The organism is Mesorhizobium sp. M0185 (assembly GCF_040322175.1).
Classification (GTDB): Bacteria; Pseudomonadota; Alphaproteobacteria; order Rhizobiales; family Rhizobiaceae; genus Mesorhizobium.
In genome coordinates this window covers 45,227-68,420 of record NZ_JAMYSY010000011.1, presented here as the reverse complement: position 1 = coordinate 68,420, position 23,194 = coordinate 45,227, and the positions used below count along the sequence as shown (strand labels likewise).

Genomic DNA, 23,194 nt, shown 5'->3' with positions numbered 1-23,194 from the left:
CCGCCCCGCGCTTTCCTGGAACCGGATTCCCCGCCCCCGCATTTCCTTAACCGGGAGGCGAAGGAGCGCGGCATGAAAGCCTTGTTCGCAATCTTTGGCGGCTTCGTGCTGACGCTTGCCGTATTCGCCAGCGGCCTCGCCTTCGCCACCTGGCTTCTAATAGCCAAGCCGGTACGGCCGGCCGCCCCGGTCTCCAGCGTCGCCGAACTGTGGACCAGGGACCCGCGACCGGTGAACCCGGCCTCGCAGCGCCTCGAGCGCCTCCCGGCCCGCCCGGTCCCCGTTCGCACCTCGGAAGTCGATCGCACCTCGAAACCCGCCGATGCCGCCGCAGCGTCGACAACCGACATCACCGCGACCGGCTCTATCCAGCCACCAGCGGAAGAGCAGCAGACGCTGCCCGCCGCTCATGTCGAATGGTGCGCCAGCCGCTACCGCTCCTACAGGCCGGACGACAACCACTACACATCCTACAGCGGACAACAGCGCCCCTGCATCTCGCCCTATCTCGGCGCCGCCGATGACGGCAGCTATTTCGAGGCGAGCGATACGTCGTCGGTGGAGGGCTACCCGCCATCGGATGAACCCGGCGCCGCCGAGCTCTCATTCGACCACGTGCAATACTGCTTCAGCCGCTACCGGTCATATCGACCGGAGGACAACAGCTATCAGCCGTATTCGGGCGGGCCGCGCAGGCAGTGCGAGTAGGCAGGCCGTGGGGTGGCTGGCGGCCGCAGTGCATAGCGCCTTGTGCGACCCCACCCAACGATCACGCAGATTTCTTGGATCGTTCGGGTTGGCGCGGCGTTCATCCGATATCCAAAGGAGAAATCAACATGGGCGACGACCGGGAAGACAAGATTCGTGAGCGCGCATACCAGATCTGGGAACGCGAAGGCGGGATCCATGGCGATCCCGAGCGGCACTGGCACCGGGCCGAGGCCGAGATCGACAGGGAGGCGGCCCTGCCACTGACGGCAGGCGATGCCCTGCCGGAAACCCGCGAGGTCGCGAGCTCCGACGTTTTGACGGTGGAGGCCCTGGCGGTGCGCACCGGCATATCGGGCGAACAGGCGCAGGAGCTGATCGACAGGCTGGGAAACGACAGGGCGGCTATCGAACAAGCCGCGCGCAACCTTAAGGGGAAGCAGCGGCTCGGGGAGTGACAGATGATCAGAAAACTCAAAGACGGAAAATACCGCCTCTATTCGCGCAAGAAGGACGAAAAGACCGGCAAGCGCCGCAATCTCGGCACCTTCGATACCCGCGAGGCCGCCGAAAAGCACGAACGCGAGGTGCAGTATTTCAAGAGGCATTGAGGCGGCGTGCTGTCGCTTCGGTGCCTCCATTAGTTGATATTGAACAAAACGGGAACAAAAATGTCAAGAGCGAATTGACTCTGCGAGGAATGCCTTCCTATTTGTCAGTAGGTGGGGCGGTTGCTCACAAATCGAGGAGAGCCGCGATGGGCAGACGAAAAAGCCGGTTCGACAGGCTGTCGGCGAGGGATGCGGAGGCGATCATCAGGGACACTTTGAGCCTGCGCCGGACGGTGCTGTCGTCGCAGCTGCATCTGAAGGCGCATGGCGAGCTGTTCTGGCAGCTTTGCGGGCTTGTCGAGAAATTGCATGAGGTGCTGGCCAGCGTAGCGGAGAAGGAGCCAGATTATCGGATGGCGGAGCTTGGCCTGCTTCCGCTGCCCGAGGATTACTCGACCCGGAAATGAGCCATGGCCGGGCCGATGGACAGCGTTGGACGTGCCGCCAAGGCCAACATGCTGCTTATCGTGGAGTGCGGCCACTGCTACCACGTCGGGCGCTTCAGGGCGAATGACGTGGCCCAGGTGGTGGGCTGGAACAAGCCGCTGGAAGCGATCAGGTTCAGGTGCAAGCGATGCAGCCGCAAGGACACGATGGTGAAGACGCAGTTCATCGACCAGGATCATCCGCCCAAGGGCTACATCTGGGTGCTGCAGAAATTCAAGCGCTAAAACAATGAGCCTTGCGCCGGCGCCTGCTGCGGAAACTTGATCTGTGTCGCCGGTTTTTCGACGATCACCAGCGCGTCATCGGGCGCCGTGCGCTGCAGGTGCCTTGCCTCCGACCACGGCGCGGTGAGCCAGGTCTCGGTTTCTTCAGGCGTGGTCAGGATCACCGGCATTGCCTTCTCGTGGATCGGCGCGATCAGCGCGTTGGGCTGGGTCGTCATGAAGCCATGGACCTGGTGATCGCCAGGGCCGTCCTTGACCTTGCGAATGCCCTGCCAACGTGTCCACAGGCCGGCAAAGAAGAACAGCGGGCGGTCCTCGCCGAGTGCAAACCAGTAGTTGCGCTGAATGCCGGTCTCGGGGTCCTTGTCGCCGGGCGTCGGGCTGGGCTCGGCGAAGCTGGTGACGGGCACAACGCAGCGGTTCTCGATGCCGAGATATTGCTGCCAGTGGCCGTATTGCGGGTTGCGGATGTTGGTGGTGCCGTAGTCGGCCTTGCCCTTCACCCGCTCCAGCGGCGTCGGCATGCCCCACAGCAGATTGGCCAGTTCGCGTTCGCCGTCCAGCGCATTGCGCACCACCGGGCCTGGCTGGTTGGGATAGATGTCGATGGACGGTTCGAGATTGCCGAGGATATCGCGCAAGGCGCTTGTCCATTGGCGGATGGCCTCCTGGCTGGTCGTGATATTGTAAAGATTGCACATTTCAGGCCGTTCCCGGATGCTCAGGCATCTTGTTGGAAACGGTCCAAAATTTCCAGCGCTGTCCGTTGGGTTGCTGACACGGCAGGCCGTGTCAGCAATGGTTTTGTGAGACCTACCGCGCCGATTGTCTCATAGCTTGTGCGGCGACTGCCGCGAGAAAGGCCCTCGCCGCGGCATCGCAGGCCGCTCGAGACGGGCCTTTGGCGAAAAGAAGAAGCTCGGCGGCTCGAATGTTGAGCCCGTGCTTCCTTGCGAATGTGGCTAGATCGTAAGGCTTGTTGTCGTAAGGTTCGTCGTCGTAGTCGATCGTCAGATCGTAGTTTTCTTTCATTTTCTTCCTCCCTTTAGCGATCTCCCCCCTCCTGTCGCTAACGCAAAATTAACGTCGATGGCGGCGGGCGAGTCCACCAATCAGAGATTGTGTAAAAAACGTACGAGCTCGCATGCTCGCCCTCGCAACGGGCCTGCGAGCAATCGCCGCCGACCGGACCGGTCGAAAGAGCCGATTATGATGGCAATGTTGGAAAGGCTGCCACGGCCTAGTGCTACGAGGTGTCCGCGACGCCTAGCGTGCCTAAATGGCCGGCATTTTCATCTTCCAGGCCCCGGTCCGCAGCCGGCCTCGTTGGGTCCGGCTAAAGGATAAATCCGGCTAATAACACCGTAAGGAGTAGTGACAGCGGAACGGCCGCAAGCCACCAGATCTCCAACGTGTTGTTTTGCAGCGGGTCCATCATCAGCCTCACTTTTTGGTTTGTCATTGTGACACTAACGGTTGGTCGGAGGTAGCGGTTCCAAGCGACGCCGTTCATAGAGCGCTGCGTGTGCTGCATATTAGCAACAGCTTGACGACCGCTACGTACCGCTTGGACAACTTCACTGGCGCCGGTGGATGCGTATTCCGCAGGACTGCAAGCGCCCCTCGGCATCAGTCGTGCGGGGATCGATCGCCGCCCATGATCAGCGCCGAGCCGGTCATGCCCCGGAACCCGATGGCTGCATCTACCTCCGGCCGAAGTCTCGCTACCACCGAGCCGATCCGATGTTCACTCCGGCCAGCGATGCCCGTTTACAGGGACCTAAGTCTGACCTGCCTGCGCAATGGTCTTGTGTACGGCCGGCGTCGGGAACAACTGCGCCAGTCTTCAGTTGATGGCGTCACCTCCTCGAGGAGACATCGGCGCAGAATCAGTCCCTTCATGCGCTGATTAGGGTCCGCCTGCCATTGCTGGATTTGGCAGGCGGACCCTTGGTTCTGTACGCTCCAGATGAAAAGCGGGTAAGCTCGGGATCACTCATCATCCCAGAAATCCCGTAGAGACGTATGGCGGAGGTCTTCCTCGCCCCTGAGATGCTTGACCTGGCTTGACATCCGAGACGACCTCCCAGCGCGCGCGCAGCGGGGTCGCCCTCAGCCTTCCAGCGCCTCGTGCTGGTAAAGCTCGTCCATGCTGAGCGTCGCAAGCGCGGCGAACGGCGCCTGCTTTTTCACACGGCCGTGGCTCAGGATCACGACGTCGTCGCAGAACGAGATGGTGCTGCGATGATGGCTGATGACGATGGTAGTGCGGCGGCCGGCCCGCGACTTGAGCGTCTCGACGATTGCCGCTTCCGACAGGCCGTCCACCGCATTGGTGGCTTCGTCCAGGATCAGGATATCGGGATCGCGCACCAGCGCTCTGGCCAGCGCGATCCGCTGTCGCTGTCCCGCCGAGAGATTGACGCCGCGGTAGCCGACGACTGTCAAGTAACCCTGCGGCAGTTGCTCGATGAAGCCATGCGCTTCGGCCAGTTTTGCCGCGCGCTCGGCGTCATCGGCCGAGGCCGCGTCCTGGCCGTAGATGATGTTGTCGAAAATCGTGCCGTCGACCAGCTCCAGCTCCTGGCTGGCAAGCGCGATGTGCTTTCGCCATTGGCTGGGGTCGATGCGGTCCAGAGGCGATCCATCAACGAGGATCCTGCCGCTATCCGGTTCGACGAAGCGGCACAAAAGATTGACGATCGTCGTCTTACCGGCGCCCGACCGGCCGATCAGCGCGGTCGAGCGGCCGCTACGGATATCGAAGCTCGCCGCATGCAGCACCACCGCGCGCTGCTCCGAGCCGGAATAGGTAAAGGTGACGTCCTCGAACTTGATGCCTTGGCTGAGCCCGGGGAACGCTGCGCTGCCTTGCGGCGGCGCTGGCTTGTCGGATGGGTCCAGCATCCACGTCACCTCTTCCAGCGATCCGCTGAGGCCCTGCAGCTGGCTCCAGGCCATTTGCAACGATCGCATGTAGGGCTGCAGCCGGTAGAGCAGGATGACGAGGGCGACGATCAACGGGAAGCTGACATTGGCGAACCAGGCGCCGATCACCACCGCCAGGAACAGCATGGCGTGCAGAACCTCGGTCAGCGGCGGCAACGCTCCCTGACGCGTCAAAAGCACGAACGCCGCCCGGCGCACCGCATCCGATGCCTGGTCGAAAGCCGCTTTCTCGCGTTGCTCCTGGCCGAAGATGCGGATCAGCCGCCCGGCATGCACCAGATGCAGCATCTGCGATGCGAGCTGGCTGTTGCGGGAGGCGACGCTGCGGCTCGGCGCCTTCAGATTGGCCGACAGCACGGCGTGCGCGACCTGGACCAGCGCCAGACCCAGCGTCACCAGCAGCGTCATTTGCCACGACAGAAGCAGCAGGAAGGCCAATAGGATGATTGCGGCCGATGCATTGACGATTGCCCCCAAAGTGATCTGGATGGCATCCGAGGCCCGCCAGGATTCGTTGGAGATGATGTTGAGCAGCCGTCCGGGACTTTGCTGCAGGAAGAACGGGTAGCCCACCCGCAGCAGCTGCTCCGACAGCGCGCTGCGGATCGAATGGCTCGCCTTGCCGTAGATGAAGGTGGTCAGCAGCGTGTTGGCGAAAGCGAACAGGTTCTTCAGTACGATCGAGCCGAGAATCGCGACGGATATGACGATCAGGCGGTCGCGCTCGCTCAAACTCGATCCGACATGCTGGAAGACGGCGGAAAAGCCGGCCATGCCGGTCTGCCCCTGCTGCCCCATGATTATGTTCAGCAATGGGATGATCAGGCCGATGCCGAAGCCTTCAAGCGCGGCGCTGAGCAGCCCGAGCACCACCACGGCAGGAAGCAGGCGCAACTGCTTTCTTCCAAGCGCGCGGCGCAGCATCGGCAGGCTGGGCGGCATCAATCGCATGGTGGCGGATCACCTCGCCTCGGCATTTGCCTGTTGCTCCTGTCGCATTTGCGCCGGCTGCGGCGATTTCGCCAGCAAAAGCACCGCGAACTTGGCCGCGCCGAGCAAATTCATGCCGACGATCGGCCAGTGCGACAGCTTGAGTTCACGGTCGAACAGAGGGCCTTTCACCAGTTCGCGCATGGCCGCCCTCATCGACCAGTAGCAATGCCGAAGCAGCCACGGCGCGTGGCGGATATGTTTCAGGCAAAGCCCGCCATTGCCCATGCTGTAGTCGCGGTGCAGCCTTTCGATGGCCTTGCGGTCGCGCCGGCCGTGATGGTGATAGATAGTCATGTCGGGCACATATTCGACCGGGATCCCAAGTAGCACCGCCCGCACTAGATAGTCCGTATCCTCTGCGGAGCGCAGCGGGCCGCCGGCGCCGAACCGTTCGTCGAAACGGCCGATGCGGGCGGCAACGTCGCGGTGCATCGTCATGTTGCAGCCAAGCACGAAGCCGCCGGGATGGACGTCTGGGGTAAGCCGCGCGCGCACCGGCGACCGCTTGATGGTGAACGGCAGGTCGCGAGGATCGCCGATCTCGACGCGGCCACCGCGGATGACCCGTTCGCCGGCCGCATAGTGCCGCTGCAGATCGCGCAAATAATCCTTGTGGACCGCGCAATCATCATCGACGAAGACCAGCACGCGGCCCCGCGCCCGCTCCAGCCCGGCGTTGCGCGCGGCCGCCAATCCGGGTCGCGGCTCGCGAATGGCCGTGAACGGAATGTCCGACAGTTCGGCGATGCTGGCCAGCCGTTTGGCCGTGCTGTCGGTCGAGCCGTTGTCGACAACCACCAGCTCGGCGGCAAAGTCGGCATGGGCACGACACGCGGCCTGGATCGAGCTGATGCAGGGCTCGAGTACGGCGACACGGTCGCGTGTGCAGACAATGAAGCTGACCGCCGGCGCCGGTCCTTGCTGCGGCCGCGGCGACATGGCCGCCGGCACCGTCGAGCGGCCGCGCTGCTGGAGCTGGTGCGATTTGACGAACATGCGTTGCTAGCTCAACTGGTTCGAAGGCAAAACCGCCGCGGCCGGCACGGACTGCAGATACCGCGACAGGGCATCCACCTGCCTGGTGACCGACATCGAGGCGAGACTGAAGCGCGGCGCGAAGGCACCGGTCCGAAACACGTACTGCTCGCGCCGCCGGATGAGGTTCCATTTCGCCGTCCGCGTCAGGAATTCGTGCATCAGCAGCGGCTGCCTTTCCCCCGATATCAGCTGGTAGAGGAAATAGAACAGGTTCAGCGTGCCGGCCTGGTAGCTCGGCCTCGTCTCGGCCGGCAGTGCCGAAATCCTTTCTTCCAGCGCAAGGATCCATTCGGCGGCACGGCGAACCGTGTCCATCGACAGGACCTCAACGATGTCGCGCAGGCCTTGCGTCTCTTGTGCGAGCCCTTCGCGCTCGAGGTTCTCGGCGACGATCTTCAAATGGGTCCTGCGCATTTCGCGCTTGTGCCTGTTGGTCACGCTGTCGTCATGGATACGATAGGCGATCAGGCTTTCGGGGATCATGGCCGCCGGGTAGCGGTCGGTCAGCCGCCTGAACAGGTCGAAATCCTCGGCATGCTTGTAGCTTTCGTCATAAAATAGAACGCTCTCTTCGATGACCTTCCTGTTGTAGACGACCGTGGAATGCATGAAGATCGTGAAGAACATCGACAGTATTCGCAGGATATTGTCCTGGAATATCGGATCGGGCGAACCCCTGACGATGCGGTTGCCGAGCAAGGTATCGAAACCCGCGCCGCATAGAGCCAGGTCAGGCTGCTGGTTGAACAGCGCGACCTGCCGCGACAGGCGCTGGGGATAGGCGATGTCGTCGGCGTCCATCCTGGCGACCAGATCGCCGCGCGCCACGGCCAGGCCTTCGTTCAAAGTTGCGATCAGGCCACGGTTTTCGCGTGAGATGATCGAGATGCGATTGTCGGTCTGGCGGTATTTCTGCAGGATCTGCAGCGAGTTGTCGGTCGAGCCGTCATCGATGGCGATGACCTCCAGACGCTCGTAATCCTGGCGCAGGACGCTGCCCAGCGCAGCGGCGAGATAAGGTCCCGCATTGTAGATCGGCAGCAGAACGGAAACCAAGGGAGCAGCAGCCATGATCAGCTCCGATCGGTTCGGTGCAGCTTGCGCGGCAAGGGTGACGTGCCACCATCAAGCGGCCTGCCCGGATATGCTCCGGCCGCGAGCCATCCGGCATTGCCCACGTCCATGCCTGCCGAGATGGCGCCTGGGCCTTTTCCAGCAACATAGGGGAAGTGGCGCTTGAGGCTGTTGAGCGGCTTTTCGAAAAGCAGCCACGAAACCGAAGCCAGCATGAGCGTCGCAGTTCCCGCGACCAGGAACCGCCCCGGCCCTTGCTCCGAGACGTTGAGCGAGATCCAGGGCTGGGACTTAACGACCAACGCCAGCACTATCGGATGGTAGAGATAGACGCCGTAGCTGATGCAGCCAAGGCCAAGCAGCGGCGGCAGTTCGAGAAGTTTTCCGATATAGCCGCCAACCCCTGTCGAACAGCTTGCAACGATGACCACCAGCGGTACGAGAGGCAGTATCTGCAACAGCAGCCAGAGGCCCCATTCCTGCACCGGATTTGCCGGCGCCGGCGCAAACCACTGTAGAACGAAAAACGCCACCGCGAGCCCCGGCCAGCCATTTCGAAGCCATTGCGGCAAGCCGGCTGTTCTTGACCGGTAGGCGGCGAGCAGCGCGCCTGACGCCAGTGCATCCATCGACGCCGGCGGCAGCAGGTCGCGCGCCAAACCAGGCGTTCCAGCGATCGGCCAATAAAACCGATAGGCCAGCGACAGCACGATAACGCCGATGCAGATCGCTTCGAGGCGCTGGCGCGGCGCCAGCAGGACGATCAGCGGCCAGGCGATATAGAACTGCTCCTCGATGCTCAGGCTCCAGAAATGGCAGAGCAGCCAGGGCGTCCATTCATTCTGCGCCGCGTACCAGAAATTCGACAGATAGAACGCATGCCAGGCCAGCGATCCTCTGGACTGCTCCAGGTCCACCAGCCAGACGAAACCCAGCACGGCGAAATAAGGCGGGAATATCCGCAGCGCCCGCCTGATATAGAAGGATTTCAGCGCCGGTCCGGTTTCGAATTCGGCGGTCGAGCGGGCTTCGAGCAGCAGGCGGGTGATCAGAAAGCCGCTCAGCACGAAGAACAGACGCACGCCGATATGGCCCCAGAACGAGGACCCTCCAGCCGCGAAGAAATGGGAATACAGCACCATCGTCACGGCGATGGCCCTCAGCGCGTCCAATTGGGTGTCGCGCGCATTTCCCATTAGTGACGTACGCCGGCGGGACGGCGAAACTGCCAATCGGTCAATATAGCGGCTTCGTTCACGGCGCATTCCAATCGGAAGCGCCCCCCTTGCGCAGAATAGGACCACCATTGTGCAACGCAACACAAAAAGTTGACACATTTGAAACAGGAACGTGAGGCACGGCTAATAAAAGCCAAAAAACAGCAGGAACCAGCCCGAATTGTCCATTTTTGACGATTTTCTCGCACTCCCTTGGCCCGCCGATATCGGCGGCAGGGTGCTGCGATGCAGCATGTTCGCCGCCATCACGGGCGCGCAAGATCTGGGTCTGGACACAGATGCCCCCACAGGACCGGCCGGCAACCGACGCTCGGCGACCTTTTTGCTGCGCTGGCGCGGCTGCTGTTAACGCGACAACAGTGGAGCAAGCGCAAGCTTCCCCCTCCGAGTTACGCCTCCTTGCTGGCATTCGCGAGCACCACTGCGCGACGCTCCGGGAGCCCCAATCCGACGAGCGCGCCGGCGAGCGAGAGCAGAGCGGAGACGTCGATTGCCGAGGTGAAGCCATCGCTGAACGCGTCGGTGGACGAGAAGCTTCCAGTGCCGGCGAACACCGCACCGGCGATCGCGATCCCGGATACGCCACCAAGGAAGCGGAATGTGTTGAACGTGCCGGCAGCCTTGCCGACCTCCGGCCGGGCGACCGCATTGAGAACCGCGTTCTGCGCGGCAGGCATGGCCATCGACACGCCGGCACCGGTAATGATCAGCGGGGCGACTAGCTGGATATAGGGCAGATCAGGTGCTGCGATCTGCGCCAGCCAGGCCATTCCAGCCGCTTGCAAGATCAATCCGGCCACGACAAGCCAGCGCTCGCCAACGCGGTTGATCAGGCTGCCGGCGATCGGTGCGACCACGAAAAGCGTGGCGGTCCAAGGCAGCAATCCCATGCCGGCGCCGAGCGGCCCACGGCTCTGGGCAAACTGCAGAAACTGCGGCAACAGGAACACGAGGCCATACATGGCGACGCAAAGCAGGAAGTTCGCCCCTACGCCCGAGGAGAATGCGCGCGCCCGAAAGAACCGCAAAGGCAGCATGGGCTCACGGGTACGCAGCTGCCAAAGGACGAATGCGATGGCCAGAAGCAGCCCGGCCGTCAGCGCCGACAGCACTTCAGAGCTGCTCCAGCCCACAATGTTGCCGCGCATCAGACCCCAGACCACTCCAAATGCCGCCGCAGTTACCAGGACGACGCCGAGGACATCGATTGCCGTGCCCGGCCCGTAACTCTCCGGAATCCGACGCATCACCAGCGGGATGAGAACGATGCCGATCGGAACATTGAGCCAGAATATCCAGTGCCAGGAGAGGCCTTCGGAAATCGCACCGCCCGCCATCGGGCCGATGATCAGGGCCAGGCCGGTGATGCTGCTGAAGATACCCAGCGCCTTGCCTCGCTCCTCCGGGGGAAAAGCGACGCTCAGCAGCGCCATCGCCAGCGGCATGACCATTGCGGCACCTGCGCCCTGGACCGCACGCGCCGCAATCAGCAATCCGGCATTGCCAGCGAGCGCGCAGGCAACCGACGCTGCGACGAACAACGCCAATCCGGCAACGAGCGTACGGCGGCGGCCGAACCGGTCACCGAGCGCAGCCCCGGTCATGAGCAGGACGGCAAAACTCAAATTATAGGCGTTCATCGTCCATTGCAGCGTCTCCAGCGAGGCATCGAGCTCGACCCGCATCGTGCTCAATGCCGTCGCCACGACCATCGCATCGAGAACGACCATCAAGGAGCCTATCGACGTGAGGGCGAGAACCCAGACCTTCGTTGATCCCGCACTTTGCTTGCTCATGACTATGGCGCCTCCGGCTTGAACAAAGGGCCCGCCAGGTTACGGGCCCGTGATCCAGAGACGCGTAGGAACCATCAAAGGATTCCAGCAAGAGAAAGTTTTTTCGACCGAATCCTTTTGCCATCGTCGAGCGTCTATAAGACGCTGCGCCTGATGACGGGCGCCTGCCTGGGAGATACGCATGAAATTGATCCTTGTGCGATGACCGGATCCGCAACCGGCACCCCAGAAGGACGGGAGCCATTTGATCGGCTGCTCGGCGAATTGCGGCCGAAACTGCACCGCTATTGTGCCCGCATGACCGGTTCGGTGATCGATGCCGAGGATGTCGTCCAGGAAGCTACGGTCAAGGCGCTTGAGGCGTTCCCCGGGACCGGGCCGATTGCCAATGTCGAGGGCTGGCTGTTCCGCATCGCTCACAATGCCGCGCTCGACCACCTGCGCCGTCGTGCCAGGTTGGATGCCGCGCATGTCGTTGAGGATATCGATATGATCCCTGACCCCGGTATGTCGGCCGAGGGTCGACACACTGCAGCCGCAAGCCTGCAGACCTTCATGCGCCTGCCCGCGGCGCAGCGTAGCAGCGTCATCCTCATGGATGTGCTCGGCTATACGATCGAAGAGATCGGCAACATTATCGACAGCAGCGTTCCGGCGGTGAAAGCCGCACTGCATCGCGGCCGTCTGCGCCTGCGCCAAGTCGCCGGCGAGCCTCACGATCGGCCTGTGCCGGTGTTGGCCGAGCCCGAACGGGCGCGTCTGGCAGCCTATGTAGAGCGGTTCAACGCCCGCGACTTCGATGCGATCCGCGACATGCTGGCCGAGGACGTCCGGCTTGATCTCGTCAACCGGCTCCGGGCGAGTGGCCGCACGAAAGTGGGCCGGTACTTCCACAATTACGCGGGTATCCACGATTGGCGGCTGCTTCCAGGCCTGGTGGATCGGCAGCCAGCCATTCTTGTGATCGATCCGGACGACTCGGCCGGAGGGCTAAAATACTTTATCCTGCTGGAATGGGCCGGCGACAGATTGGCGAGAATTCGCGATTTCCGCTATGCGCGCTATACGCTTGACGGCGCCGAGGTGGTGCCTCTGCGGGCATAGCAATTCGCGTTTCATAATGCCGAACAAACACTGCCAGCTATTTTTGGATCGCGGCCGCTTGCCATCCAAGCGGCCGCCCTTTCCCGCCGATCCTGCTTTAAGCCGGTTGCAACTCCCTGCGCGGCAGCGGCGGGAAGGCGATAGCAATCGCCATCGCGCCAAGCCCGACAAGGGCCGAGCCGATGAACAGCCAGGAATAGCTGGCATAGGCATCGAACACCATGCCGCCGGCGAGCGGGCCGAAAGCCATGCCGAGGCTGGACAGCATGGTTACTGCACCGAACACCGTGCCGAGGATGCGCTGGCCGAAATATTCGCGCGCCAGCACCGCATAGAGCGGCATGACGCCGCCATAGGTGGCGCCGAAGATGACGGCGAGCGTGTAGAATTGACCAAGCTCGCTGACCGCCAGATAGGCGGCGATAACCACGGCCTGTATGGCCAGCCCGGTGATCAGCACCGGTTTAACGCCCAACCGATCGGCAAGCACGCCGTAAAGCAGCCGGCCACCCAGCCCTGCCAGGCCCTCGATGCTGTAGATGCTGACCGCCGCCATCGGCGCTATGCCGCACAGCATCGCATAGCTCACCATGTGGAAGATCGGCCCGGAATGCGCCGCGCAGCAGGCAAAGAAGGTCAGTCCCAACACGATGAATTGCGGCGAGCGCAGCGCCTGCGCAACCGTCATGCCGGCACCCTCGGCCGCAACGCTTGGGGCAGCGCCGTCGGCAGCGGGCTTGGGCGGCTGGCGCACCAGAAGCGCGGCCGGCAGTAGCAGCACCCACGCGGTTATGCCGATGTCGAACATCGCGGTGCGCCAGTCGTAGGCCGAAATCAGCCAGCGGGCGAACGGCGAGATGGTCATCGGCGCCACGCCCATGCCGGCCGAGACCAGCGAGACGGCGAGGCTGCGGTTCGTGTCGAACCAGGCGGAGGTCAGCGCGATCATCGGCGCGAAGAAGGCGCTTGCCGCGAGGCCGACGAGCACGCCGTAGGCCAACTGGAAAACGAGCAGCGAACCGGCGCGGCTGGCCAGGACCAGCGCCAGGCCGAGCAGCACGGCGCCGGTCATGACGACGATGCGGGCGCCAAAGCGGTCGTAAATGGCGCCCCAGGCGAAGCCGCCGAGGCCCATTACCAGGAAGTTCAGCGTCATCGCACTCGATATGCCGGCGCGCGACCATTGTGTGTCGAGCGCCATCGGTTCGAGAAAGATCGCCAGCGAGAACATCGCCCCGAGGGCGACACAGGTCATCAGCGCGCCAGCCGCGACGATAACCCAACGATAGGGAAGGCTCATTTCACTTTTCTCCCATGCCGGAAGCGTTGATACGGCACGACCTTTTCGAGCTCCGCCGAGCCGCTTGCGTCCGAAGGACGTTGGAGATGTCTTGAATCCGACAATCCGGTTGCATTTTTTATCCAGTCGGCGCGATGGCGCCATTCCACGGCTTTCTGGATTGACCGCGCACCATTCGAAGCTAGACTTCCAACCGGCGATCAGGAGCTGTCAAGCATGGCAAATCAGGAACTTCATCGCGGGCGTCTCATCGACCACCTCCAGCTGGTGGTCAGGGATATTGCGGCCAGCCGTCGTTTCTACGAGGCGGTTCTCAACGTGCTCGGCATACCGATCGGTGGCGCCGGCGATGGTTATTTCTGGGCCGACGAGCTGTTCATCTCCAGCCCCGACAGCCCGGCGGCCCTGGGAAAGCTGACCGGCCGCCATCACCTGGCCTTCCAGGCAAATGACCGCGCCATGGTCGACGCATTCTACAGGGCCGGCCTCGACGGCGGCGGCACCGACAATGGCGCGCCCGGCGAACGATCCTACCATCCCGGCTATTACGCCGCCTTCCTGCTCGACCCCGACGGCAACAACATCGAGGCCGTCCACCACGGCGCGGCCAACCGCAGCGCCGATTCAGTGAAGATCACGTTCTAGCTTCGGGTAAGGGTGGTTCGCACCGGCCGGCACGGTTGGTCTCTGCCAAAAGCTGGGTGTTTGCGTCATAGACCATGCGTCTGCCCTATCGCGTCAGCGCAGCCATTTGGCCTGCAAGGAAATCGACGAACAGCCGCGCCCGGACCGGCAGCTGTCGCCCGTAGGCATGGACTATGTGCACCGGCATGGTTGGCATCGCCACCTCGGGCAGGATGCGGACCAGGCGACCCGCGTCGAGATCGTCCTGCACGGCAAACCGCATCAGATGCGCGATGCCGGCGCCGGCAAGTGCGGCATTGCGGATGGCGCCGCCGTCATCGGTATCGAGCCGCCCATCCGGCACGATCATCGTACCGTCGGCAAATGTGACCGGATAAGGCCGGCCAGCCATCTGGTGGCGGACGAATTCATGGTCCCGTAAATCCTCGACCGATGCCGGACGGCCGCGCCGCTCGACATAGGCCGGTGAGGCCACCAGCATGATCGGCAGATTGGCGATCTTGCGCGCGACGAGCCCGGTGTCTGAGAGCGGCCCCATGCGCACCGCAACGTCATAGCCTTCGCGGATCAGATCGGCGTGACGGTCGGTGACGCTGAGCTCCAGTTTGACTGCGCCGTGCTGCGCAAGGAACGCTTGCGCCCATGCCGCGATCAGGCCACGCCCAAGCTCGACCGGCGCTGTAACGCGCAGCAGGCCGCGCGCCGTATCGGCCATCTGGACGATGTCTTCGGCATCGTCCAGCGCCCTGAGCAGCGGCGCCACGCGCTCGTAATAAGCGATGCCTTCGCTGGTCAGCCCGAGCCGGCGCGTCGAGCGCTGGATCAGCCTGACGCCGAGCCGACGCTCGAGCCGCGCCACGCTTTTCGACACTGCCGACGGGCTGGAGCCGACCAGCCGGCTGGCGGCATGGAACGAGCCGGCATCGACCGTGCGGACGAAGGCGACGAGACCGGCGGTCTTTTCGAGGATGGTGGTCATTCCGGAATTCCAGGCACGAAAGAACGGATTGCGGGCACCATAATACGCGTTTCGATCATGATTAAATACCGCTCATCGTCAACAAAGGAGAGATTTGATGAGCAAGCTGAACGGCAAGGTCGCCATCGTCACCGGCGCCTCCAAGGGTATCGGCGCCGCCATCGCCAAGAGTCTTGCCACGGCCGGCGCCGCAGTGGTCGTCAACTACGCCTCGTCACGGGAAGGCGCCGACCGCGTCGTCGCCGAGATCGAGGACCGTGGCGGCCGCGCCGTCGCCGTCCAGGGCGACGTGTCGCTAGCGGCTGATGTGCGCCGCCTGTTCGAGGCGGCGAAATTGGAGTTTGGCGGGCTCGACATATTGGTCAACAATGCCGGAGTCTTCGCATTCGAGCCGCTGGAAGCGGTTACCGAGGCCGAGTTTCACCGCGAGTTCGACACCAATGTGTTGGGCATCATTCTGACCACGCAAGCAGCAGTGAACCATTTTGGCGCGGGCGGCGGCAGCATCATCAACATAAGCTCGGTCGCCAGCCGCAATCCGCAGCCGAACTCGCTCGTCTACGCCGCGACCAAAGGTGCGGTGGACACGATCACGCTGTCGATGTCGCGGGAGCTCGGCGCACGCAACATCCGCGTCAACGCCATCGCGCCCGGCGGCATCGATACCGAGGGCCTCGCGCGCATCGGCATCGTCGGCAGCGAATTCGAGAAGCAGATTATAGCCATGACGCCGCTCGGTCGCTTCGGCCTGCCCGACGACGTCGCCCGCGTCGCGGTGTTCCTCGCGTCCGACGAAGCGTCATGGCTGACCGGCGAGCGCATCACCGCCTCCGGTGGCTGGCGATAGGCATGGAGGGCGCGAACCTGCCGGCTCGCGGACCGTGCCACCCGCGGCGCGACGCACTGCAATCGATGACGGGTGCGATCCAAGCCCTATGTAGCAGCGAGGGAGGAGCGCCGTGCGCCATCGATGACGGCGAGAAGCCAGGGAGGTAACGGATGACGGGCGACGAAAAAGCAATCCGAAAGCTGGTCGGGACGTGGATGGATGCGAGCAAGCGTGGAGACATCGCAACCGTCCTCAGCTTGATGACGGACGATGCGATCTTCATGGTTCCCGGCCGGGAACCCTTCGACAAGGAGATCTTCGCGGCAGCCGCGCTGGAGACGGCCGGCGTTCATATCGACGGCACGAGCGATATCGTGGAACTACAGCTTCTCGGCAATTGGGCCTTCATCCGCAGCCGCATCGATATGACCGCGACGCCGCCGGACGGGAAGCCAGTCCATCGATCGGGATATGCGCTGACGCTCCTGCGCAAGGAGGCGGATGGTGAGTGGCGGCTCGCGCGCGACGCAAACCTGCTGACCGTGCAAGGCTAGAGCCGGTCTCCGGCATCTCTGCACCTGGGCGAAGATGCGATGCAGGTCGCTCTGATCCTCCTCCACTGATCACACCGGCAAGAGGGCGTTCGGCTTGACATCGGCGATGGAGGCGAAAGTGTGCGTTTCGCGCACGCCGGGCAGCGGCAGGATGACCCGCTGCAGGAAATCCTGGAACACCGCCATATCGGCGATCCGCGCCTTGACCAGATAATCGAAACCGCCAACCACCATATGGCACTCCAGAACCTCCGGAGCTTTCGCCACGGCTTCGGCGAAGCGGTCAAAGACATGAGGCGCCGTGTGGTCAAGCCGGACCTCGATGAACACCAGCGTTCCCCGGCCGACCTTGCGCGGATCAAGCACGGCCCTGACCGCGGTGATGAACCCGTCGCGGAACAGGCGCTTCACCCGCTGGCTGGTTCCAGTTGGCGACAGCCCGACACGCCCGGCAAGATCAAGCGTCGTCCGGCGTCCGTCTTCCTGGAGCAACCGGAGCAGGCTGCGGTCTATCTGGTCGAGGTCGCTCATTTCACAATCCACGCTATCTGAGGGATTTGCGTGTTGATTTCACGCAGAGATGCCGAAATCGACGTATTTCATAACATAAAACCTCGCAATAGCCTGCGCTTCCCTCACCGCTGAAAGCAAACGTGGTGAGCCGATTTCGAACACAGGAGTGCAGGATGACCAAGGAAGCGTTCAGCCCAGCCGGCAGGAGTGCGGCGGAAATCAGCAAGGGAGCGACCGAGATCCTGGTGCTGAGCGAAGCCGACGTGATGGAATGCATCGACCTCAGTCAGCTTCTCGATGTTCTGGAAGACGGCTTCAAGGCGCTGTCACAAGGCAAGGTCGTCAATCCACCCCGACCACAACTCGACATCCCCGGGGCCGGCTACAGCCTCGCCATGCCGGCCTGGATGGAGGGCATGAACCTGACCGTCAAGATCGTCAACGTCTTCGAAGGCAACCTGGCCAAGAACCTGCCCAGCCACCTCGCCACCATCAGCCTGTTCGATCCGCTGTCCGGCCTGCCGGTCTGTATCATGGACGGCACCTTCATAACCGCGGTGCGGACCTCCGGCTCCGCCGTGCTGTCGGTGCGCGCGCTTGCGCGCCGGGATGCCAGGATAGCGACCGTGGTGGGCGCCGGCGTGCAGGCCAACCAGCACCTGCATCTGTTGCCGCTGGTGCGCGACTTTGCCGAAATCCGTGTCGCTTCAAAGAGTTTCGACGATGCGGCAGCGCTTGCCCGGCTGCATCCGTCGGTGGTGGCGGTCGCCGACCTCGAGGCAGCAGTGCGCAGTTCCGACGTGGTGTGCCTGGCGACCCACTCCTACCAGCCGGTGATCGACGCAGGCTGGGTCCAGCCAGGCACGCATGTCTCGTCGGTCGGGGTGGCGCCGCCCGGCGGTGAAATGCCGTTCGAGCTCATCGGCAGATCCAGTCTTTTTGTCGAAACCAGGGATGCATTCAAACCGACCCCGGTCGGATCTTGCGAGCTTGCCGGCTTCGACCCGGATTTCGGCATCGAGCTTGGCGCCATGCTGCTCGACCGCGCGCCGGGCCGCGTTTCGGATCAAGAGATCACCACCTACAAGGCGATGGGCATTGCGATGGAAGACATGGTCGCTGCCGACCTCGTCTATCGTTGCGCCCGGCGTCTGCGCAAGGGAAAGCTCATCGTGCTGTAGGCGCGCGCCGCGCGCCAGGCGGGATCGACGGTGCTGACAATGGCGCTTTCGCACAAGCGGCCGGGCTAAAGGCCGGCCCCTCAGGCCGGCTCGCGCTTCAGCGCCTGCGCCATGCAGTGAATGCCGCCGCCGGTCTTCGAGATCTCGCTCATGTCGATGGCCGCCACCTCGAAGCCGCGCGCCTTGAGCTGACCGATCAGCGTCTGGCTCGAGGTCGGCGCGATGACCCGGTCCTTGCCCAGCGACATGAAGTTGCAGCCGAGCGCCATCGTGTCCGGGAACGGCACGTCGATGATCTCGTGGCCCTTGCCCTTCAGCCAGTCGACGATGCCCGGCTCCGTGCAGGCGAGGCAGACAGCGGTCAGTTTTTCAGCGATCGGCACCACCATCAGGTCGATATGGACATAATATTCGTCGATGAAGGCGATCCGGGTCTCCCAGCCCTCCTTGTCGAACCAGGCCTGCACCTGGCGCGCGCCCTCCTCCTGCGTGCGGGCGCCGCCGCAGCCGATCAGCACCATGCCGTCCTCGATGACGTTGAAGTCGCCGCCTTCGAAGGTGCCGGCGGTGACCATGTCGTAGATCGGAATGCCGAGCCTCTCATAGGTGCGGATCGCCGCGTAGTTCTCGCCGCGCCGCCACCATTGCGACATGGCGGTGATGATGGCGCCGTACGGCGTCATGACGCTGGAATCGCGCGAATAGACCTGCATCGGCAGCTCCGGCGTTGGCTCGTGCCAGTGGGTGTTGACGCCGAAATGCTCATAGGCGGCGACCAGGTCCTTGTGCTGCGCCTGCGCGATCTGGACGTTGCACGGCGCCTCCCGCAGATGTTTGCGCGACAGCGAACTGGTCGAGAGATGACGCAGGAAATTCGGCGAGCCGAGCAGCACGTCGGTCAGCACGTCGGTCTCGTTGGCGAAGCCCCAGGCGGTCAGCGGCTTGGTTCCGCCGGCCGGGTTGCGGCGCTGCAGCGAAAACGGCTCGGTGACGATGCGGTCATGGACGGTCATGGGGTTTCTCCTCGTGAAGGGCGGCTTGGTTGATGTTGATCATGCGGCTTGGTTGCTTGGTATCCACCAATCCCGTCCGCGCGGGGTGGTGATGTATTCCGGCCAGCGAAATCCGATTGGCGGATCGTAGTCGCAGAGCGGCGCGATCCAGTTCGAGCCACCGATGCCGCCGCCGGTGCGGGTGACGAATTCATCCATCGCAGCGTCGCGCGCAGCCTCGTCTTCCAACAGGCGAAGTGCTGCCAGCGCGGCCGTCTTTGCGGCGCAGATGACCATCGGGTCGATGGTGGCAGAAATGCCGCCCAGCGCATTCATCGCCCAGGACGAAAACGCGTGGCCGTTCTCGGATCGCAGCGCCGGCCGGGCGACGTAGAATCGTGCCGTCGGTGTATGCCACGACATGTCGGTGTAATCGTCGGAGGTGGAATTGAGCTGCGATGGCGGCAAGTCACGGCGCAGGATCGCCTCGGCATCCTGCGGTGCAATCAGCCGCTCCAGTTCGTCGATGAATGGTTCCTCGGTCGCCTCGCCCCCGGCATTGACCTGGACTTCGCGGGCGATCGCCTTGGCCGTCTCGTCCCAGCACGGGGGCCCGACCGCCGCCAGCGCGTCGAAGGCAATGCCGGCCATGACGTGATTGGCCAGCCCCGGCCGCGACTTCGACACCCAGTGCCGCTCATGGCGGCAGCCGCTCATCCTGGCTGCGGCTTCCGCATTGCGGTCGAGCACGGCGGTGACCTGCTCGGCCATCGCCAGCGTCGGCACACGGATCATGTACTGGATCTCGGCCAGCCCGGCCGGCAGATTGTCGGCGGTCGCCTGGCCCGCCGTCAGGATCGCCTCGCTGATCGACCAGCCGCCCTGATGCGGCAGCATGGAATCGCGCAGCGCCTTGGACGCCATATACATCATCATCAGCGCGTCGTTGGCGCCGGGCGCCCTGACCGCCGAATGCGCCTGCGGGATGGGTGCTGCATCGCTTGCGCGAACCCAATTTTCGGGTTCGTCGCACACAAAGCGGTAGATCATCGCATAGGCCGCACCGCAATGTGTGTCCCAGCGCGCCGTGTTGCACAGCGGCAGCATGTAAAATGGATGGAAGGAGATCATGCCCGCCAGCCCATCGTAATAGCCCTTCGCGGCATGGATCGGCTTCGATCCCCTCACCTTCTCCGCCGGCTCGCCGGTGAAGCGCAGCGTGCCTGATATGCCGTGGCGCTGCATCGCCGCCTTGGTCGCCAGCAGCCCGCCGAGGTTGGCAATGCCGAGGCCGGAATGCGGATCGGTGTGGCCGCCGGCCTGTTCGCCCAGCCCCGGGCGCGGTCGCTTCACCGTCGCCGCATCCTGGCAATTGCCGGGCACTGCATCATACTCGGCATACAGGCCGATGGTCGGCCCCGCGCCATTGGTCCAGTGGGCGCAGAAGGCGGTCGGCATGCCGCCAGAACCTTCCTCGACGGAAAAGCCTTCGTGCTTCAGATGCTCGACATACCAGGCGGCCGACTGGTATTCGCGCCAGGCGGTCTCGCCGAAATCGAAGATCGCCCGCGTCCACGCCGATAGCGACGGCTGGATGTCGTCCAGAAAGGCAAGTGCGGTCGCTTGCGCGGAGGTCACCGGTTTCTCCATGGCGGAAAGAAAGCAGTGAAGCGCCCCGCCAAAAAGTGATATGTTTTCCCGGCTCATGCAAATTCGGTTCACCTCTTGAGAATTCCCTCGACGCAGGCGCTGCGCGCCCTCGACAGTTTTGCCCGCCACGGCAGCGTCTGGCGCGCCGCCGACGAACTGCATCTGACCCGCAGCGCAGTCAGCCATCAGCTTCGCCTGCTCGAACGCGATCTCGGCTTCGACCTGCTCGAGCGCATCGGCAAGGGCGTGGCGCTGACGCCGCGCGGCCAGCGCTATGCCAGCGACGTGCGCAAGGCGCTGACGGTGCTGGGCGACGCGGTGACACGCCATGCCGGCACCGGCATCGGCGGCTCGTTCAGCGTCAGTTGTACGCCGGGTTTCGCCTCGCTGTTCCTGTGCACCCATATCGGCGAGTTCCGGCAGATGTACCCCGATGTCGCGCTGCGCATCCTGACGCCGCGGCGTCTCGATGATGTCAGCAATGCCGAGGCCGATGCCTTCATCGCCTTCGGCGTCGGCAATTGGCCGAACCGCGCGGTCGAGCTGTTGTGCGGGATCTCCTTTACGCCGCTGTGCAGCCCGACGCTGCTCAACAAGATCGGCGGCTTCTCCAAGCCGGCAGACGTGCTGCGCGCCAATCTCCTGCATCTCGGCGACACCGAGGACTGGGCGCGCTGGCTGGCGCTGTCCAAGGTCGAGAACCCCGACCCGGAAGGCGGCATCTTCTTTTCCGACATGAACCTGGTCTTTTCGGCGGCGATCGCCGGCCAGGGCATCGCCATGGGCGACGAGCTGACCAGCGGCCGGGCACTGAGCGAAGGCCGGCTGGTCCGCCCCTTCGACATAGCGATCAATTCACCGCGCTCGTATTTTCTGGTTTCCGAGCACGCCAAGGCGGCGCATCCGGTGCTGGAGGCGTTTGGGCGGTGGCTGAGGTCGAAGCTGTCGGAGAACCAGCGTTAATCTCCCCCTCGAGGGGGAGATGGCCGCGAAGCGGCCAGAGGGGGTCGGTCCAACTGGGCTCGGCCTGCTGCTGCAGAGGAGGTTGGCACTTCAAGCGAAGCGACCCCCTCTGTCGCCTTCGGCGACATCTCCCCCTTGAGGGGGAGATTGGCGCATAGATGAATCAAATTTGCCGATCAGGCGAAAACTATTCGGTTGCGGTGAGCCGCCGCCCTGCCTACGATTTCGGCTACGCTAAGGAAAGGGCAGGATGCAGCACCCCGGCCGGGCCGCAGAGATCAAGGCAATCGGGATCGGCAAGAGCTTCGGCTCGTTCCGTGCGCTGGACGATCTGACGCTCGATATCGGCCGTGGCGAGTTCCTCACCCTGCTCGGCCCTTCCGGTTCCGGCAAGACCACCTTCCTGATGATCCTTGCCGGCTTCATTCAGCCGACCGACGGCCGCCTTTACAGCGACGGCGTCGACATCACCGAGCGGCCGGCCGAGCAGCGCGCCGCCGGCATGGTTTTCCAGGGCTATGCGCTGTTCCCGCATATGAGCGTCGAGGCCAACATCGCCTTCCCGCTCAAGGTGCGCAAGAAATCGGCGGCCGAGATCAAGCGCCGCGTCGGCGAAATGATCGAGCGCGTCGGGCTCAAGGGCCACGAGAAGAAACTGCCGTCGCAATTGTCCGGCGGCCAGCAGCAACGCGTGGCGCTGGCGCGGGCGCTGGTGTTCGAGCCGGGCGTACTTTTGCTCGATGAGCCGTTTTCGGCACTCGACAAGGGCCTGCGCGGCCAGATGCAGGCCGAGATGAAGCGGTTGCACCAGGAGACCGGCACCACCTTCGTCTTCGTCACCCATGACCAGAGCGAGGCGCTGGCGTTGTCATCTCGCGTCGCCATCTTCAACCATGGCAAATTGCTGCAGGTCGGCGCGCCGGACGAGGTCTACGACCGGCCGGACAACCGCTTCGTCGCCGAGTTCCTGGGCGAGATCAACATGCTGCCGCTGAAGGGCGTGCGCCCGGCCGACAATGGCTCGACGGGCCTCTGCGAAGACCGCGCGATCAGCATGCGCTGCAGGGCCGAGAAGGTCCATGGCGATGCCATCCTGGCGATCCGGCCGGAATACATGTCGATCGCCCGCGAAGCCGCGGCAGGCGAGAACGGCATTGCCGCGACTGCCGTCGCCTCGACCTATCTCGGCGCTGCAACGCGGCTCGATCTGACGACGCGCCAAGGCGCCAAGGTGACGGTCTCGGTGCCGAACGAGGTCGCCGCCTCTGCCCTCAGCAAGGGCAATTCCGTCTGGCTGACCTGGCCCGCGGAGAAAGGCTTCCTCCTTCCGGATGGAGAGCAATGACGATCGGCGTGGCGAATTCGCCAAGCTGACATTCAGGAAATACCAACGACAAAAAGGGGAA

Annotated in this window: 25 protein-coding genes; 13 read left to right on the top strand and 12 right to left on the bottom strand. The window is 63.5% G+C overall.

The genetic code is table 11. From position 1 onward, the window contains the following. Nucleotides 1-72: 72 nt before the first annotated feature. The 5 genes from NKJ20_RS11565 to NKJ20_RS11545 all read left to right on the top strand — a co-directional run bounded on the left by NKJ20_RS11565 (nucleotide 73) and on the right by NKJ20_RS11545 (nucleotide 1,990). Nucleotides 73-708, top strand: a complete 636-nt coding sequence (locus NKJ20_RS11565; RefSeq protein WP_352744133.1) for a BA14K family protein — start codon at nucleotides 73-75, stop codon at nucleotides 706-708. A gap of 128 nt (nucleotides 709-836) precedes the next feature. After that, nucleotides 837-1,166 (top strand): DUF2934 domain-containing protein, encoded by a 330-nt coding sequence (locus NKJ20_RS11560; RefSeq protein ID WP_287286361.1) that lies wholly within the window; start codon nucleotides 837-839, stop codon nucleotides 1,164-1,166. A gap of 3 nt (nucleotides 1,167-1,169) precedes the next feature. Next, nucleotides 1,170-1,319 (top strand): hypothetical protein, encoded by a 150-nt coding sequence (locus NKJ20_RS11555; protein ID WP_023677295.1) that lies wholly within the window; start codon nucleotides 1,170-1,172, stop codon nucleotides 1,317-1,319. A gap of 146 nt (nucleotides 1,320-1,465) precedes the next feature. Further along, nucleotides 1,466-1,726: a hypothetical protein gene (locus NKJ20_RS11550; protein ID WP_352587141.1), complete on the top strand. Its 261-nt coding sequence runs from the start codon at nucleotides 1,466-1,468 to the stop codon at nucleotides 1,724-1,726. Nucleotides 1,727-1,729: 3 nt separating this feature from the next. Beyond that, nucleotides 1,730-1,990: a hypothetical protein gene (locus tag NKJ20_RS11545; protein ID WP_352744131.1), complete on the top strand. Its 261-nt coding sequence runs from the start codon at nucleotides 1,730-1,732 to the stop codon at nucleotides 1,988-1,990. On the opposite strand, the gene NKJ20_RS11540 is transcribed toward NKJ20_RS11545, so the two are convergent. The 6 genes from NKJ20_RS11540 to NKJ20_RS11515 form a co-directional block, all read right to left on the bottom strand. Continuing rightward, the gene (locus NKJ20_RS11540) at nucleotides 1,987-2,691 is read right to left on the bottom strand and encodes an SOS response-associated peptidase (RefSeq protein WP_352744129.1); all 705 of its coding nucleotides are present in this window, start codon (nucleotides 2,689-2,691) and stop codon (nucleotides 1,987-1,989) included. The genes NKJ20_RS11545 and NKJ20_RS11540 overlap by 4 nt on opposite strands. Nucleotides 2,692-2,803: 112 nt before the next feature. Further along, the gene (locus NKJ20_RS11535) at nucleotides 2,804-3,022 is read right to left on the bottom strand and encodes a hypothetical protein (protein WP_292659780.1); all 219 of its coding nucleotides are present in this window, start codon (nucleotides 3,020-3,022) and stop codon (nucleotides 2,804-2,806) included. A 1,080-nt stretch (nucleotides 3,023-4,102) separates the two neighbouring features. Further along, nucleotides 4,103-5,890 (bottom strand): ABC transporter ATP-binding protein, encoded by a 1,788-nt coding sequence (locus NKJ20_RS11530; protein WP_352744128.1) that lies wholly within the window; start codon nucleotides 5,888-5,890, stop codon nucleotides 4,103-4,105. Nucleotides 5,891-5,899: 9 nt separating this feature from the next. Next, nucleotides 5,900-6,928: a glycosyltransferase family 2 protein gene (locus NKJ20_RS11525; protein WP_502894854.1), complete on the bottom strand. Its 1,029-nt coding sequence runs from the start codon at nucleotides 6,926-6,928 to the stop codon at nucleotides 5,900-5,902. 6 nt (nucleotides 6,929-6,934) lie between these two features. Beyond that, the gene (locus tag NKJ20_RS11520) at nucleotides 6,935-8,041 is read right to left on the bottom strand and encodes a glycosyltransferase family 2 protein (RefSeq protein ID WP_352744127.1); all 1,107 of its coding nucleotides are present in this window, start codon (nucleotides 8,039-8,041) and stop codon (nucleotides 6,935-6,937) included. Nucleotides 8,042-8,043: 2 nt separating this feature from the next. Continuing rightward, nucleotides 8,044-9,240: an acyltransferase family protein gene (locus NKJ20_RS11515; protein WP_352744126.1), complete on the bottom strand. Its 1,197-nt coding sequence runs from the start codon at nucleotides 9,238-9,240 to the stop codon at nucleotides 8,044-8,046. 202 nt (nucleotides 9,241-9,442) lie between these two features. Here NKJ20_RS11515 and NKJ20_RS11510 point away from each other — a divergent pair, with 202 nt between their 5' ends. Beyond that, nucleotides 9,443-9,631 (top strand): hypothetical protein, encoded by a 189-nt coding sequence (locus NKJ20_RS11510; RefSeq protein ID WP_352578483.1) that lies wholly within the window; start codon nucleotides 9,443-9,445, stop codon nucleotides 9,629-9,631. Between the two features lie 40 nt (nucleotides 9,632-9,671). On the opposite strand, the gene NKJ20_RS11505 is transcribed toward NKJ20_RS11510, so the two are convergent. Next, complete coding sequence (locus NKJ20_RS11505; RefSeq protein WP_352744124.1) at nucleotides 9,672-11,078, bottom strand: DHA2 family efflux MFS transporter permease subunit; 1,407 nt, start codon at nucleotides 11,076-11,078, stop codon at nucleotides 9,672-9,674. A gap of 201 nt (nucleotides 11,079-11,279) precedes the next feature. Here NKJ20_RS11505 and NKJ20_RS11500 point away from each other — a divergent pair, with 201 nt between their 5' ends. Then, the gene (locus tag NKJ20_RS11500) at nucleotides 11,280-12,182 is read left to right on the top strand and encodes a sigma-70 family RNA polymerase sigma factor (RefSeq protein WP_352744123.1); all 903 of its coding nucleotides are present in this window, start codon (nucleotides 11,280-11,282) and stop codon (nucleotides 12,180-12,182) included. 97 nt (nucleotides 12,183-12,279) lie between these two features. On the opposite strand, the gene NKJ20_RS11495 is transcribed toward NKJ20_RS11500, so the two are convergent. Next, nucleotides 12,280-13,482 carry an MFS transporter gene (locus NKJ20_RS11495; protein ID WP_352744121.1) on the bottom strand — a complete coding sequence of 401 codons (1,203 nt, stop codon included), beginning with the start codon at nucleotides 13,480-13,482 and terminating at the stop codon, nucleotides 12,280-12,282. Nucleotides 13,483-13,698: 216 nt separating this feature from the next. Between NKJ20_RS11495 and NKJ20_RS11490 the strand changes: the two genes are divergently transcribed. Further along, a complete protein-coding gene (locus NKJ20_RS11490) occupies nucleotides 13,699-14,127 on the top strand; it encodes a VOC family protein (RefSeq protein WP_352744120.1) in 429 nt (142 codons plus the stop codon). An 85-nt stretch (nucleotides 14,128-14,212) separates the two neighbouring features. Here the strand turns inward: NKJ20_RS11490 and NKJ20_RS11485 are convergent, their stop codons facing one another. Beyond that, nucleotides 14,213-15,106, bottom strand: a complete 894-nt coding sequence (locus tag NKJ20_RS11485) for a LysR family transcriptional regulator (RefSeq protein ID WP_352744118.1) — start codon at nucleotides 15,104-15,106, stop codon at nucleotides 14,213-14,215. Between the two features lie 97 nt (nucleotides 15,107-15,203). On the opposite strand from NKJ20_RS11485, the gene NKJ20_RS11480 reads away from it, so the two are divergent. Together NKJ20_RS11480 and NKJ20_RS11475 are read left to right on the top strand one after the other, a co-directional pair. Next, nucleotides 15,204-15,953 carry an SDR family NAD(P)-dependent oxidoreductase gene (locus NKJ20_RS11480; RefSeq protein ID WP_352744116.1) on the top strand — a complete coding sequence of 250 codons (750 nt, stop codon included), beginning with the start codon at nucleotides 15,204-15,206 and terminating at the stop codon, nucleotides 15,951-15,953. Between the two features lie 152 nt (nucleotides 15,954-16,105). After that, nucleotides 16,106-16,489 (top strand): YybH family protein, encoded by a 384-nt coding sequence (locus NKJ20_RS11475; protein ID WP_352744115.1) that lies wholly within the window; start codon nucleotides 16,106-16,108, stop codon nucleotides 16,487-16,489. Between the two features lie 69 nt (nucleotides 16,490-16,558). On the opposite strand, the gene NKJ20_RS11470 is transcribed toward NKJ20_RS11475, so the two are convergent. Then, entirely contained in the window at nucleotides 16,559-17,020 is a 462-nt protein-coding gene (locus tag NKJ20_RS11470) for an Lrp/AsnC family transcriptional regulator (protein WP_126105586.1), read from the bottom strand. 155 nt (nucleotides 17,021-17,175) lie between these two features. Between NKJ20_RS11470 and NKJ20_RS11465 the strand changes: the two genes are divergently transcribed. Then, nucleotides 17,176-18,183 (top strand): ornithine cyclodeaminase family protein, encoded by a 1,008-nt coding sequence (locus tag NKJ20_RS11465; RefSeq protein WP_352744113.1) that lies wholly within the window; start codon nucleotides 17,176-17,178, stop codon nucleotides 18,181-18,183. Between the two features lie 80 nt (nucleotides 18,184-18,263). Here NKJ20_RS11465 and NKJ20_RS11460 read toward each other — a convergent pair whose 3' ends face one another. Further along, a complete protein-coding gene (locus tag NKJ20_RS11460; protein ID WP_352743682.1) occupies nucleotides 18,264-19,196 on the bottom strand; it encodes a dimethylarginine dimethylaminohydrolase family protein in 933 nt (310 codons plus the stop codon). A gap of 39 nt (nucleotides 19,197-19,235) precedes the next feature. Beyond that, on the bottom strand, nucleotides 19,236-20,825 hold the full coding sequence (locus NKJ20_RS11455) for a zinc-binding metallopeptidase family protein (RefSeq protein ID WP_352744230.1): 1,590 nt from the start codon (nucleotides 20,823-20,825) through the stop codon (nucleotides 19,236-19,238). A gap of 75 nt (nucleotides 20,826-20,900) precedes the next feature. Between NKJ20_RS11455 and NKJ20_RS11450 the strand changes: the two genes are divergently transcribed. Beyond that, nucleotides 20,901-21,788 carry a LysR substrate-binding domain-containing protein gene (locus NKJ20_RS11450; protein WP_023677271.1) on the top strand — a complete coding sequence of 296 codons (888 nt, stop codon included), beginning with the start codon at nucleotides 20,901-20,903 and terminating at the stop codon, nucleotides 21,786-21,788. A gap of 250 nt (nucleotides 21,789-22,038) precedes the next feature. After that, on the top strand, nucleotides 22,039-23,133 hold the full coding sequence (locus tag NKJ20_RS11445; RefSeq protein ID WP_352744111.1) for an ABC transporter ATP-binding protein: 1,095 nt from the start codon (nucleotides 22,039-22,041) through the stop codon (nucleotides 23,131-23,133). The last annotated feature ends 61 nt before the right edge of the window (nucleotides 23,134-23,194 follow it).